Source organism: Lichenibacterium dinghuense (assembly GCF_021730615.1).
Lineage (GTDB): Bacteria > Pseudomonadota > Alphaproteobacteria > Rhizobiales > Beijerinckiaceae > Lichenihabitans > Lichenihabitans dinghuensis.
Genome location: NZ_JAJLMN010000001.1, coordinates 4,681,089 through 4,693,102 on the forward strand (window position 1 = coordinate 4,681,089; position 12,014 = coordinate 4,693,102).

A 12,014-nucleotide genomic window follows, 5' to 3' on the forward strand; every position below is an offset into this window, starting at 1 on the left:
GCGCCGGTGGTAGGATGTCCGCGGCCGCCGGGCGGCGCGGCCGGCGACGGGAGCTGGGACGCGGACATGGCGGGAACTACGGGATCTGCGGCGGCGCCCTACCTGGCCGCGGCGCGCTTCTCGGTCGCGCCCATGATGGACTGGACCGACACGCATTGCCGGACCTTCCACCGCATCCTGACCCGGCGCGCGCTGCTCTACACCGAGATGGTCACCACCGGCGCGATCATCCACGGGCCGCGCGCGCGGCTGCTCGCCCACGACGCGTCCGAGCACCCCGTGGCGCTGCAACTCGGCGGCAGCGACCCCGCCGAACTCGCGGAAGCCGTGCGGATCGCCGAAGACTTCGGCTACGACGAGATCAACCTCAACTGCGGCTGCCCGTCCGACCGCGTGCAGAACGGCCGCTTCGGCGCCTGCCTGATGCGCGAGCCGGAACTCGTCGGCCGCTGCGTCGCCGCCATGAAGCGCGTCACCGCGCTGCCCGTGACGGTCAAGTGCCGCATCGGCGTCGACGACCAGGAGCCCGAGGCGGCGCTGTCCGCCCTTGTCGACGCCGTCGTGGCGTCGGGCGTCGACGGCGTGATCGTGCACGCCCGCAAGGCTTGGCTGAAGGGACTGTCGCCGAAGGAGAACCGCGACGTCCCGCCGCTCGACTACCCGCTCGTCCACGCGCTGAAGCGCCGCCGGCCCGGCCTGTTCGTGGCGATCAACGGCGGGGTCGCCGACAACGACGCCGCGGCGGAGCACCTCGCCCACCTCGACGGCGTCATGCTGGGCCGCGCCGCCTATCACACGCCGGAACTGCTGCTCGACGTCGACGCCCGCTTCTTCGGAGCCGAGCGCCCCGTCGCGGATGCCTTCGCGGCCGTCGAGCTCTTCCTGCCCTACATGGAGCGCAAGCTCCGCGAGGGCGTGCGCCTGCGCGACATGACGCGCCACCTGCTCGGGCTCTTCACCGGCCAGGGCGGTGCCCGCGCCTGGCGGCGCCACCTCGCCACCGAGGCCGTGAAGGCGGGGGCGGGGATCGACGTCGTCCGCGATGCCCTGGCCAAAGTGTCGCGTCATCCCGATCTCGGCCGCGCCGCCTGAACTTGCCTCTACGGCGGCGCTTTCATGGGCACTACATCGTTGTTGTGGGCGGCTCGGCATCCGTCCTGCGACAGTTTTGCATGACTTGGCGCCATCTGAGTAAAAGTTAATTTATATTCGCTCGATGACTTGTCGCTGCACTGCGGCATGGTCACCTGTCACGGCAACGGTTCGACCCGCTCCCGCGTTGGTCGAATCTGGAGCCGCGCATGGGTCTCGTCCTCTATGCCTTGAAAAACCGCGTCACGTTCTACGTGATGGGCGTGCTGATCCTGCTCGCCGGCATCGGCACCTCGGCGATCGCGCCGAAGGACGTGCTGCCGGCGGTCGACATTCCGGTCGTGGTCATCGTGTGGACCTACACGGGCCTCGACACGACCGACATGGCGCAGCGCATCACCACCTACTCGGAATTCTCGCTCTCCAACAACGTCAACGACATCAAGCAGATGGAGAGCCAGACGCTGCCCGGCGTCGCCATCGAGAAGATCTACTTCCAGCCGTCCGTGTCGATCGACCTCGCCATCGCCCAGGTGGTGTCGGCGATGAACTCCATCCGGGCCGTCATGCCCACCGGCGTGCAGCCGCCGGTGGTGATGCGCTTCTCGGCCTCCTCCGTGCCGGTGATCCAGCTCGCGCTGTCGTCGGAGATCGAGAGCGGCGCCAAGCTCTACGACTACGGCCAGTACCGCATCCGCCAGACGCTGACCCAGGTGCCGGGCTCGACCCTGCCGGCGCCCTACGGCGGCGCGCCGCGCCAGATCATGGTCGACCTCGACCTCCACGCCCTGCAGGCCCACGGCCTGACCCCCACCGACGTGACCAGCGCCATCACGGCGCAGAACATCGTCGTGCCGTCGGGCCTGTCGAAGATCGGCGAGCAGCAGTACCCGATCCGCCTCAACATGAGCCCGGAGGTCATCGACGACCTCAACCGCGTGCCGGTGAAGACCGTCAACGGCACCCCGATCCTGATCCAGGACGTGGCGCACGTGCGGGACGGCGCGCCGCCGCAGCTCAACATCGTTCGCTCGGACGGCCGCCACTCGGTGCTGGTGACGATTCTCAAGAACGGCAACGCGTCCACGCTGTCGGTCGTCAACGCGGTGAAGAGCTTCCTGCCGACGATCCGCGCCGCGGCGCCGAAGGACATGAAGATCACGCCGCTGTTCGACCAGTCGGTGTTCGTGTCCGGCGCCATCTCGGACGTGGTGCGCGAGGGCGTCATCGCGGCGGCGCTGACGGGCGCCATGATCCTGATGTTCCTCGGGTCGTGGCGCTCGACCCTGATCGTGCTGGTGTCGATCCCGCTCGCCATCCTGTTCTCGCTGACGGTGCTCTACTTCCTCGGCGAGACGATCAACATCATGACGCTGGGCGGCCTCGCCCTCGCGGTCGGCATCCTGGTCGACGACGCCACCGTGGCGATCGAGAACACCTACCGGCTGATGGAGGAAGGGCGGAGCTTCAAGGATTCGGTGGTGGAGGGCGGCGCCGGCATCGCCAAGCCGGCCCTGATCTCGACGCTGTCCATCTGCTCGGCCTTCGTGTCGGTGTTCTTTCTGACCGACACGCCGCGCTACCTGTTCGTGCCCCAGGCCATGGCGGTCGTGTTCGCCATGCTGGCCTCCTACCTGCTGTCGCGCACCCTCGTGCCGATCATGATCGACGTGCTGGTCAGGCGCGAATATGACCAGCGGCGCGACGCGGAGGGCGACGACGAACCGAAGGGGTTCTTCGGCCGCTTCCACGCCGCCTTCGAACGGGGCTTCGCCCGCTTCCACCGCGGATACATCGGGCTGCTGCACGGCGCGCTCGACCACAGGATCGCGACCTTCGCGGTGGTGGGCGCCGTGCTGCTCATGGGCGGGACGCTGCTCGAGTTCGTCGGGCGCGACTACTTCCCCCAGATCGACGGCGGCGCCATGACGCTGCACATCCGCACCCGCCCCGGCCAGCGCATCGAGACCGCGGAGCAGCGCTTCGCCGAGGTCGAGGAGGTGGTGAAGCAGGTCGTGCCGCCGAAGGACCTGGAGCTGATCCTCGACAACATCGGCCTGCCGTCGATCAACTACAACTTCGCCTTCGGCGACGGCTCCTTCGTGGCCTACAACGACGGCCAGATGCTGATCTCGCTGAAGGAGGGCCACGCCCCCACGGCGGGCTACATGGCCAAGCTGCGCGAGGTTCTGCCGGCGAAGTTCCCGGACACAATGTTCTACTTCCAGCCGTCGGACATCATCACCCAGACGCTCGACTTCGGCACCATCACGGCGGTCGACGTGCAGGTGAACGGCCGCAACCAGGGACGCGACCTCGCCGCCGCCAAGGCCATCGAGGCGAAGCTGAGGACGGTCAAGGGCGCCGTCGACGTCCACATCCAGCAGGTGCTCGACACGCCGGAGTTCGTCGCCGACGTCGACCGCCGCATGGCCTCCGAGATGGGCCTGACCGAGCAGCAGATCGCCAACGCGATGAACATCTCGCTCAGCGGCTCCTACCAGGTGACGCCGAACTTCTGGGCCGACCCCAAGACCGGCATCCCCTACCAGCTCTGGGTGCAGACGCCGGAATACCGCAACGACAACCTCACGGCACTGAAGAACACCCCGCTGCTGATGCAGACCTCGGCCAACATGCCGAACAGCTCGACCAGCGACACGCTTCAGATGCTGTCCTCCGTCGCCACGATGCGGCGCACCTCCGAGCAGACCGTGGTCAACCACGTCAACACCCAGCCGACCTACGACGTCTACGCCTCCGTGCAGGACCGGGACCTCGGCTCCGTCCAGAAGGACATCGCCCGCATCGTCGAGGAAGAGCAGAAGACCCTGCCCGCGCCGGACAAGATCACCGTGCGGGGCCAGATCGAGAGCATGGACACGTCGTTCCACCGCATCGAGATCGGCCTCGCCATCGCGGTGGTGGCCGTCTACCTGCTGATGGCCGTGAACTTCCAGAGCTGGGGCGACCCGTTCGTGGTGATCTGCGCGCTGCCGATGGCCTTCTGCGGCATCGTGTTCAGCCTGTTCATCACCGGGACCACGCTCTCGATCCCGTCGCTGTTCGGCGCCATCATGGCGGTGGGCGTGGCCTCGTCGAACTCCATCCTGCTCGTCACCTTCGCGCGAGAGCACCGCGAGGAGACGGGCTGCTCGGCCGCCGAGGCCGCCATCGCGGCGGGCGAGACGCGCCTCAGGCCCGTGCTGATGACGGCCGGCGCCATGTTCGTCGGCCTGATCCCCATGGCGATCGGCGTCGGCGAGGGCTCCGAACAGAACGCCGCCCTGGCCCGCGCGGTGCTGGGCGGCGTCGCCTTCGGCACCTGCGCGACGCTGCTCTTCGTGCCGTTCCTGTACGCCCTGCTGCGCCGCGGCCGCTTCCAGCCCGTCGAGGACTACCTGTGATGGACCAGTTCGCGCCCAGCCGGCAGGACCGCGACGACGGCGACCTCCGCCCGGACGAGCACGACATCCTGACGCTCGCGCCCGCCGACGAGGGCGAGGGCGACGGGCGCGACGAGGGCTCCAAGCCCGGGATGCCGTCGCGCTGGATCTTCGTCGGCGTGGCCCTGGTGCTCGCCCTGGCGCTGGCCTGGGGCATCTACAGGCACGTGAAGACCGGGGCCGCCGCCACGGCCACGCAGCAGCGGCAGGCCGACATGGTGCCCGAGGTCCGCGTGGTCGCGGCGCGCACCGAGGACGGGCCGGTCGAGCTGACCCTTCCCGGCGAAACGCAGCCCTTCGCCACCGCCAACATCTACGCCCGCGCCACGGGCTACATCACCGAGCGGCGCGTCGACATCGGCTCGCGGGTGAAGAAGGGCGACCTCCTGGTCCACATCTCGGCGCCGGACCTCGACCAGCAGCTCGAATCCGCCGTCGCGACGCTCGGGCAGGTCGAGGCCGCGCTGCTCCAGGCCAACGCCAACGTCAGCCAGTCCGAGGCCAACCTCAACCTCGCCAAGGTCAACCTGCAGCGCGCCCAGGCGCTGGTGGGCAAGGGCTTCGAGACCCTGCAGAACCGCGACCAGCTCCAGGCCAACCAGATCGCCCAGGGCGCCAACCTCGACGCGGCGCGGGCCGGCGTGAAGGTCGCCGAGGCCAACGTCAAGGCGCAGCAGGCCAACATCGACCGCCTGCGGGCGCTCACCGCCTTCGAGGACGTGCGCGCGCCCTTCGACGGCGTCGTGACGGTGCGCAACGTCGACCTCGGCACGCTGGTCAACGCCGACACGGCGAGCGGCACGCCGATGTTCACGGTGGACGAGGACGACGTGCTGCGCGTCCTCGTGCAGGTGCCGCAGAACTCCTCGCTCGGCGTGCGCGACGGGTTGCAGGCGCGGATCACCGTGCCGCAGATGCCGGGACGCACCTTCGTGGGCAAGGTCACGCGCCAGTCCTCCGCCCTGCAGTCCACGGCCCGCACGCTGACGGTGGAGGTCGACGTCCCGAACCAGGCCGGCGTGCTGCGCTCGGGGCTCTACGCCTACGTCACGCTCGACATCCCGCGCATCCATCCCGACGTGGTGCTGCCCGCCGAGACGCTGATCTTCGACCAGGGCGGCACCCGCGTCGCCGTCGTGGGCGAGGGGGACAAGGTGCGGATGGTCCCGGTGAACATCCGCCGCGACTTCGGCACCTCGCTGGAGGTGGACCAGGGTCCCAAGGGCGGCGACAGGGTCGTGCTCAGCCCGCCGGCCACGCTGAAGGAGGGCGCCAGGGTCGAGGTGAAGGCCGAGGTCGAGGGCGAGGCCCCGCCCAAGCCGACCGGCACGCCGGACATGTCGGGCGTGCCCCCGGCGCCCGTGCCGGGCGGCGAGGGCGCCGGTGGGGTCGGCCAGGCGTCGGGGGAGTAGGCCGTCTCGGTCAGCGCACCGGCGGCACGTCGATGCCAGGCGCGCGGCAGGAGGCGCGCGCCACCTCGGGGCAGGGCACGAAGGAGCGCAGGTCCTTCGCGAAGCAGATGCGGACCTCCTCGAGGTCGCCCCCGCGGCAGGTCACCGCCATCTCGTCCGTGCGCAGGCCCGGATTGGCGGCCGCGAAGGTGCGGGCGACGTCCACCGGCGCCCAGGTCTGGTCCTGCGTCGGCTTGGAGAAGGCCGCCGGCACCGCCACGGCGTCTCGCGCGCGGCGCACGGCGCCGAAATAGTCGGTCGGGCTCAGCCCCGTGCAGGTGCCGTGCTTGCGCCACTCGTAGCGCGCCAAGCCCTCGTCGGGGTAGACGCCCGCCACCGTGGCCAGCGCCTGGCGCGACGGGCTGCGCTCGGCCGAGCCGCAGTCGCTCGGGAAGCCGTGGTCGAACTGCGGCCACAGCCCGTGCACGGTGAAGCCGATGCCGCTGCCGGCCGCGCATTGCTCCCGCGCCTTGGCGTCGCCCCCCGTGGCGCAGAAGCCCGGCGACCAGGACAGGGCCAGCACGTAGAAATCGAAGCGCCCTGGCGCCACGGGTCCGCCCGCGACCGGCCCGCCCGTGGACTGCGCGACCGCGGGCGACCCGGCGAGCCCGAGCGCGAGCGCCGCCGCGGCCAGCGCCTTCACGGCCGCGCCAGCTGGCAGGCCGGCGCGTAGGCGAGGTCGCGGTCGAGCCCCTGCAGGCACCACTCGACCCCGGTGCCGGACCCGATGATGCCGAGATCCTCGGTCACCGAGTAGGACACGTCGTGGTAGGAGTTGTCGTTGAGCAGCGCCCGCGCGGTGCAGAAGTTGCGCGGGATGTGATCGGCGCCCCAGGGCCGCGCGGCGAGCAGCCTGATGCGGTCGAAGGAGACGATCTCGAGGCTGGTCTTCCAGTACTCCGATTCCTTGCGGGCGAAGCGCGACGAGATCGTCGACAGCACGCCCGAGTCGCCGCAGACCGGAAGGTCGCCATCGTAGTCGTAGTAGCGCTTCTCGGCCGGCACCACGGGGCGGGCCAGCGCGCCCGACGCGGCGCCCGCGAGCGCCGACAGGACGGCGAGGGCGAGAGCCGAAGCTCGGAATGCGCGTGTCATCGGACGTCCGTTCAGGCCAGGGGTGGCCCCACGATGGCGCGGGCCAGGAGCCGCGGTCAAGCGGAGGCGCCCCCGCGGCGCGGCTCGGGGGCGGTTCCGCGGCCGGTGTGGCGCGCGCACGACACGGGTCAGGGCCGCTGAAAGCCGTTGAGCCGCCCTTCGAGCAGCCGGAAGCCGCGCGCGATCAGGAACGTCAGGACGATGTAGACGGCGCCCGCCACGTAGAAGCCGTCCGTCGTGTAGGTCTTGGCCGCGAGGCGTCGGCCGACGCCGGTGAGGTCGATCAGCGTGACCGTGCTGGCGAGCGAGGTCGCCTTGAGCTGCAGCACCACCTCGTTGGACAGCGCGGGCAAGGAGATGCGCAGGGCGCGCGGCAGGATCACCCGGCGCAGCGCCAGCGCCCGGCCCATGCCGACCGCCAGCGCGGCCTCGCGCTCGCCCGCCGGCACCGCCAGGATGGCGCCGCGCACCACCTCGCCCGTGTAGGCCGCCATGTTGAGCGAGAAGGCGAGGAGCGCGCAGGGCAGGGGGTCGCGCAGCAGCGGCCACAGCGCCGAGCTCCGCACCGCGTCGAACTGCGGCAGCCCGTAGTAGATGATGAAGATCTGCACCAGCAGCGGCGTGCCGCGGAAGAAATACGCGTAGGCGGTGGACGGCACCGACAGGACGGGGTTCCGCGACAGGCGGGCGAGGGCGAGCGGCACCGCGAGCGCGAGGCCCGCCACCGTCGACACGAGGAGCAGTTCGAGCGTGACCTCCAGCCCGGACACGAACAGCGGGAACTGGCGGGACGCGGTCTCGGCCAGGCCGTCGAGGACGCCCATCACGGGGCCCGCGCGAGGCCGCGGCCGGCGCGCCGCTCCAGCCAGGCGAAGGCCGGGCCGGACAGCAGCACGAAGACCAGATAGATCAGCGCCGCCGCCACGTAGAAGTTGAAGGGCCGCTTCGTGACCTGCGCGGCGATGTCGGCCTTGCGCATGATCTCCTCGAGGCCGAGCACCGACACCAGCGACGTGTCCTTGAGCAGCGTCTGCCACAGGTTGGAGATGCCCGGCAGCGCGTAGCGCCAAGCCTGGGGCAGGTGGATGCGGGCGAAGACGCGGGTGCGCGGCATGCCGAAGGCCCGCGCGGCCTCGAGTTGCCCCTTCGGCACGGCCGCGAAGCCGCCGCGGAACGTTTCCGACGCGTAGGCGCCGAACACGATCGACAGCGCGAAGACGCCGCCGGCCAGCGGACTGATCGACACGTCCGTGCCCAGCAGCCCCGACAGCACGTCGGGCAGGCTGAAGTAGACGATCAGCAGGATCAGGAACTCCGGCACGCCGCGGACGAGGTTCGTCAGCAGCGTCGCCGGACCGCGGATCCAGGCCCGCGGCGACAGCTTCGCCGCCGCGCCGGCGATGCCGAGCGCGACGCCGAAGGCCAGCGACAGCGCGGCGACCTCCAGGGTCACGGCGGCGCCCTGCAGGAGTTGGCCGCCGAAGCCGTAAAGGTCGAGCATGGACGGAACGCGATCCCTCGCGGAGCGGGGTCAGGGAGCGGGGGCCGCCGGTCCGCCCCCGCCTTCGATCACTTCTTGGTGGCGCCCGACCCCTCGATGTCGAAGGGGAAGTACTGGTCGTTGATCTTCTTGAACTCGCCGTCCGCGCCCACGGCGGCGAGCGCCTTGTTGAAGGTCGCGGCCAGCGCCGGGTCGTCCTTGCGCACCGCGATGCCGGTGCCGTCGCCGAAGATCGCCGGATCGGTCAGCGGCTTGCCCGCGTAGGCGAAGCCCTTGGCCTTGCCGGTCTTCTGCAGCCAGTCGTATTCGATCGTGGCGTCGGCCAGCGTGGCGTCGGCGCGGCCGTTCTCGACGTCGAGGAAGGCCTCGTCCTGGGTCTGGTACACCTTGGGCGTGGCGATGCCGGCCAGCTTCTCGGTGACGTATTTCTCGTGCGTGGTGCCGCTCTGCACCGCGATCGTCTTGCCCTTCAGCGTGGACGGGTCGTCGGTGATGCCCGAGCCCTCCTTGGCGACGAAGCGGGCCGGGGCGATCGTCACCTGATTGGTGAAGTCCACCGCCTTCTTGCGGTCGTCCGTGATCGACATCTGCGACAGGATGGCGTCGATCTTGTGGGCGTTCAGCGCCGGGATGAGGCTGTCGAAGTCGGCGTTGACCCATTCGCACTTGATCTTGGCGGCCGCGCAGAGGGCATCGCCGAGCTGGATCTCGTAGCCCTTGAGCTGGCCCTTGTCGTCCTTGTACTCGAAGGGCGCGTAGGCGGCCTCGGTGCCGATCCGCACGACCTTGTCCTGCGCCAGGGCGGGACCCGCCAGGGTCAGGGCCGCGAGGGCGGCAGCACCCAGCAGGCTGCGCAGGGTCGCGCTGGTCTTGGCCGACATCGTCATGCGACTGTCCTCGGGTCGATTGGCCTGCGGCGCTTCCACGCGGCGGGGGCCGTGTTGCGAATCTGTGGCCGCAATCACGCCCCAGTTCAGGCGGGGCGTCAACCGTGCGCGCCGGGGGCGGGCCGCGGAGGACGGGGGCCCGCCGCGTCGAATCGCCCTCGCGCCGAGGCTGCCGCAGGGGAAGCCGTTTAGACTTCGTCAACCTCGACGTTCGAAACTTCACCGTGGAACCCTTTTGTTGCCAAGCGGAAACACGGTGGTATGAATTGCCCCTGAACCGACGGTCGGTCCGCCCCAATTTGGCGCGATGCGTCGGGCATCATCCTTTCCAACGGACCGTCGGCTCGGGCGACACCCGGCGCGCGAGCGCCGGCGCCGCTCGGCTTTCAGTTCCGCCCCTGTCAGTCGAGGCGAAGTCACCATGACGTTCTTTTCCCGATGCGAGGCCTCGCAGCTCTTCGAGCCGGCGCTGCGCTCGGCTTCGCCCCGGCGCACCCGCACCTCGTCGGGGGACGGCGCCCTGCAGGCTCTCCGCGACTTCCTCGAAGACGTCGGCATCCTGGCCCGCTACGCCCTCGGCCTCGACTATTACGGCCGCGACAGCGTCGGCCTGAACCGCTGACAGAGCCGCGCCGCCCGAGCCGGGCGCCGCCACTCCCCGCATCGACCGGTCGGCCGATTTGACCGCGACCCGCGGCGGTTCTATGCATCAGGCCAGCATCGGCCCCTCGCGAGAGGGCCGGCGTCCCGTCGGGCGCCGGACGGGAACCCGGGACGCGCTTCTCTCCCCACGTCGGGTGGGCGCGGAGGCCGGGACTGCCCCCGCAACTGTGAGCGGAGAGCCGGATCGTCACGAGGCCACTGGGGCGCGAAGCGCTCCGGGAAGGCGACGGTCCCGGCGATGAGGTCTTCCACGGACCTCGGCATCCGCGAGTCAGGAAACCTGCCGTGCTGGCGCCGCCGTCCACCGAGACGGCGCAGCGATGTCGGCGCGCGCCGGGCGGGGTGTCCCGGAGCCTGAACGGTCCGCGTCCGCGGCCGTCCATCCGGCGGGCTCGTGCCCGCGGGACGCCCGCATCCCGCCCTTTCGGTGAGCAGGCGCGGGGTTCCATGTCCATTCCAACAGATCCGGTCCACCCCACGACGCTCTACGTCTGCGTCACGTGCCGGGCGGAGGGCGACACCTCCGAGGTCCGCGCGGGCCGCCGCCTTCACGACGCGCTGGCGGCGGAGCTCGGCGGCGACCCGGCCGTGCGGATCGTGCCGGTCGAATGCCTGAGCGCCTGCCGCCGCCCCTGCGCGGCGAGCCTGACGGCGCCCAACAAGTGGACCTACGTCTACGGCGACCTGCCGGCCGAGTCTGCCGCCCCCGTGCTGGTCGAGACGGCGCGCCTCTACGCCGACGCGCCCGACGGGCTGATACCGTGGAAGCTCCGCGCCGACGCCATCAAGAAGGGCTCGGTCGCCCGCGTCCCGCCCTTCGCCCTGCCAGGACACACAGCATGAACGCGCTTCACAAGGTCCCCGTGACGGTCGTGACCGGCTTCCTCGGGGCCGGCAAGACGACGATGATCCGGCACCTGCTGGAGGGCGCGCACGGCCGCCGCCTGGCGCTGATCATCAACGAGTTCGGCGACGTCGGCGTCGACGGCGACATCCTGCGCTCCTGCGGCATCGAATCCTGCCCGGAGGAGAACATCGTCGAGCTCGCCAACGGCTGCCTGTGCTGCACCGTGGCCGACGACTTCGTGCCCGCCATCGAGGCGCTGCTCGCCAGCGAGCCGCGGCCCGACCACATCGTGGTCGAGACCTCGGGGCTCGCCCTGCCGAAGCCGCTCGTCAAGGCCTTCGACTGGCCGGCCATCCGCTCGCGCGTGACGGTGGACGGCGTGGTCGCGGTGGTGGACGGCGCCGCCGTGGCGGAAGGGCGCTTCGCCGACGACCCGGCGAAGCTCGCCGCCCAGCGCGCCGCCGACGGCTCCGTCGACCACGACAATCCGCTGGAGGAGGTCTACGAGGACCAGCTCCTGTGCGCCGACCTGATCGTGCTCAACAAGGCGGACCTCGTCCCCGCCGAGCGGCTCGACGCGGTGTCGGCCGAGATCCGCGCCGCCGTGCCCCGCGCCGTGAAGCTCGTCCCGACCCGCGAAGGGCGGATCGACGCCGCGGTGCTGCTCGGCCTCGGCGCGGCCGTCGAGGACCACATCGCCGATCGTCCGTCCCACCACGACGCCGAGGAGGGGCACGACCACGACGACTTCGACAGCTTCGTGCTCGACGTGGCGGAGCTCGCCGACCCGGCCGCCTTCGCGCAGAAGCTTTCGGGCGTGGCGGAGCGCCACGGCGTGCTGCGCACCAAGGGATTCCTCGCCGTCGCGGGCAAGCCGATGCGGCTCTTGGTGCAGGGCGTCGGCTCGCGCTTCCGGCAGGGCTTCGACCGGCCCTGGGCGCCCGGCGAGGAGCGGCGCGGCCGGCTCGTCGTCATCGGCGAGAAGGGCATCGACCGCGACGCGATCGCGGTCGACATCGGGGCCTGACGGCC

The 12,014-nt window shown here is 70.8% G+C and carries 11 protein-coding genes and 1 riboswitch; of the genes, 6 read left to right on the forward strand and 5 right to left on the reverse strand.

Annotated features, from left to right (window positions below; all coding sequences use genetic code 11):
- The first annotated feature begins 66 nt into the window (after window positions 1–66).
- From dusA to L7N97_RS22460, 3 genes are all read left to right on the forward strand, one after another.
- Complete coding sequence (dusA, locus tag L7N97_RS22450; protein ID WP_237480484.1) at window positions 67–1,092, forward strand: tRNA dihydrouridine(20/20a) synthase DusA; 1,026 nt, start codon at window positions 67–69, stop codon at window positions 1,090–1,092.
- A 209-nt stretch (window positions 1,093–1,301) separates the two neighbouring features.
- Window positions 1,302–4,499: an efflux RND transporter permease subunit gene (locus tag L7N97_RS22455; protein WP_237480485.1), complete on the forward strand. Its 3,198-nt coding sequence runs from the start codon at window positions 1,302–1,304 to the stop codon at window positions 4,497–4,499.
- A complete protein-coding gene (locus L7N97_RS22460; RefSeq protein WP_237480486.1) occupies window positions 4,499–5,950 on the forward strand; it encodes an efflux RND transporter periplasmic adaptor subunit in 1,452 nt (483 codons plus the stop codon). The genes L7N97_RS22455 and L7N97_RS22460 overlap by 1 nt, the downstream gene beginning before the upstream one ends.
- A 10-nt stretch (window positions 5,951–5,960) precedes the next feature.
- Here the strand turns inward: L7N97_RS22460 and L7N97_RS22465 are convergent, their stop codons facing one another.
- The 5 genes from L7N97_RS22465 to L7N97_RS22485 all read right to left on the reverse strand — a co-directional run bounded on the left by L7N97_RS22465 (window position 5,961) and on the right by L7N97_RS22485 (window position 9,472).
- Window positions 5,961–6,632, reverse strand: coding sequence for a ribonuclease T2 family protein (locus L7N97_RS22465; protein WP_237480487.1), 672 nt, complete (start codon window positions 6,630–6,632; stop codon window positions 5,961–5,963).
- The gene (locus tag L7N97_RS22470; protein ID WP_237480488.1) at window positions 6,629–7,084 is read right to left on the reverse strand and encodes a hypothetical protein; all 456 of its coding nucleotides are present in this window, start codon (window positions 7,082–7,084) and stop codon (window positions 6,629–6,631) included. The genes L7N97_RS22465 and L7N97_RS22470 overlap by 4 nt, the downstream gene beginning before the upstream one ends.
- Before the next feature lie 128 nt (window positions 7,085–7,212).
- Complete coding sequence (locus tag L7N97_RS22475) at window positions 7,213–7,908, reverse strand: ABC transporter permease (RefSeq protein WP_237480489.1); 696 nt, start codon at window positions 7,906–7,908, stop codon at window positions 7,213–7,215.
- Entirely contained in the window at window positions 7,908–8,585 is a 678-nt protein-coding gene (locus L7N97_RS22480; RefSeq protein WP_237480490.1) for an ABC transporter permease, read from the reverse strand. Before L7N97_RS22480 ends, L7N97_RS22475 begins: the two co-directional genes overlap by 1 nt.
- Window positions 8,586–8,653: 68 nt before the next feature.
- On the reverse strand, window positions 8,654–9,472 hold the full coding sequence (locus L7N97_RS22485; protein WP_237480491.1) for a transporter substrate-binding domain-containing protein: 819 nt from the start codon (window positions 9,470–9,472) through the stop codon (window positions 8,654–8,656).
- A 421-nt stretch (window positions 9,473–9,893) separates the two neighbouring features.
- On the opposite strand from L7N97_RS22485, the gene L7N97_RS22490 reads away from it, so the two are divergent.
- The 3 genes from L7N97_RS22490 (at window position 9,894) to cobW (ending at window position 12,009) form a co-directional block, all read left to right on the forward strand.
- Window positions 9,894–10,094 (forward strand): hypothetical protein, encoded by a 201-nt coding sequence (locus tag L7N97_RS22490; RefSeq protein ID WP_237480492.1) that lies wholly within the window; start codon window positions 9,894–9,896, stop codon window positions 10,092–10,094.
- A gap of 141 nt (window positions 10,095–10,235) precedes the next feature.
- Window positions 10,236–10,416, forward strand: a riboswitch (cobalamin riboswitch).
- A 166-nt stretch (window positions 10,417–10,582) separates the two neighbouring features.
- Complete coding sequence (locus tag L7N97_RS22495) at window positions 10,583–10,978, forward strand: DUF1636 domain-containing protein (protein WP_237480493.1); 396 nt, start codon at window positions 10,583–10,585, stop codon at window positions 10,976–10,978.
- On the forward strand, window positions 10,975–12,009 hold the full coding sequence (gene cobW / locus L7N97_RS22500) for a cobalamin biosynthesis protein CobW (protein WP_237480494.1): 1,035 nt from the start codon (window positions 10,975–10,977) through the stop codon (window positions 12,007–12,009). Before L7N97_RS22495 ends, cobW begins: the two co-directional genes overlap by 4 nt.
- Window positions 12,010–12,014: the final 5 nt, after the last annotated feature.

Excerpts from the sequence above, each read along its gene's own strand:
- dusA (WP_237480484.1), top strand. The coding sequence starts at position 67 with ATGGCGGGAACTACGGGATCTGCGGCGGCGCCCTACCTGGCCGCGGCG.
- L7N97_RS22455 (WP_237480485.1), top strand. The coding sequence starts at position 1,302 with ATGGGTCTCGTCCTCTATGCCTTGAAAAACCGCGTCACGTTCTACGTG.
- L7N97_RS22460 (WP_237480486.1), top strand. The coding sequence starts at position 4,499 with ATGGACCAGTTCGCGCCCAGCCGGCAGGACCGCGACGACGGCGACCTC.
- L7N97_RS22470 (WP_237480488.1), bottom strand. The coding sequence starts at position 7,084 with ATGACACGCGCATTCCGAGCTTCGGCTCTCGCCCTCGCCGTCCTGTCG.
- L7N97_RS22475 (WP_237480489.1), bottom strand. The coding sequence starts at position 7,908 with ATGGGCGTCCTCGACGGCCTGGCCGAGACCGCGTCCCGCCAGTTCCCG.
- L7N97_RS22480 (WP_237480490.1), bottom strand. The coding sequence starts at position 8,585 with ATGCTCGACCTTTACGGCTTCGGCGGCCAACTCCTGCAGGGCGCCGCC.
- L7N97_RS22485 (WP_237480491.1), bottom strand. The coding sequence starts at position 9,472 with ATGACGATGTCGGCCAAGACCAGCGCGACCCTGCGCAGCCTGCTGGGT.
- L7N97_RS22490 (WP_237480492.1), top strand. The coding sequence starts at position 9,894 with ATGACGTTCTTTTCCCGATGCGAGGCCTCGCAGCTCTTCGAGCCGGCG.
- L7N97_RS22495 (WP_237480493.1), top strand. The coding sequence starts at position 10,583 with ATGTCCATTCCAACAGATCCGGTCCACCCCACGACGCTCTACGTCTGC.
- cobW (WP_237480494.1), top strand. The coding sequence starts at position 10,975 with ATGAACGCGCTTCACAAGGTCCCCGTGACGGTCGTGACCGGCTTCCTC.